The sequence below is a fragment of the Ligilactobacillus sp. UO.C109 genome (assembly GCF_026847815.1).
GTDB lineage: Bacteria > Bacillota > Bacilli > Lactobacillales > Lactobacillaceae > Ligilactobacillus > Ligilactobacillus salivarius.
Window position 1 is genome coordinate 1 of the sequence record NZ_JAPSFH010000040.1, and the last position, 288, is coordinate 288.

At 49.0% G+C, this 288-nt stretch carries 1 rRNA gene; it reads right to left on the minus strand.

Annotated elements, in window-relative coordinates:
• Positions 1–288: ribosomal RNA gene (locus tag OZJ21_RS09240) — 23S ribosomal RNA — on the minus strand; the annotation flags it as partial.

Here is a 288-nt window from a genome sequence, read left to right on the forward strand (position 1 = left end):
TCCTTAAGTAGATAAGCATTTGACTCATCTACAGACTTGTTGCTTGAACGTACATATCCAACAGTACGCATCGATAGCCTCCTGCGTCCCTCCATTGTTCAAACAAGTTTAACCAGTACAGGAATCTCAACCTGTTATCCATCGCCTACGCCTCTCGGCCTCGGCTTAGGTCCCGACTAACCCTGGGAGGACGAGCCTTCCCCAGGAAACCTTAGTCATACGGTGGACCAGATTCTCACTGATCTTTCGCTACTCATACCGGCATTCTCACTTCTAAGCACTCCACCA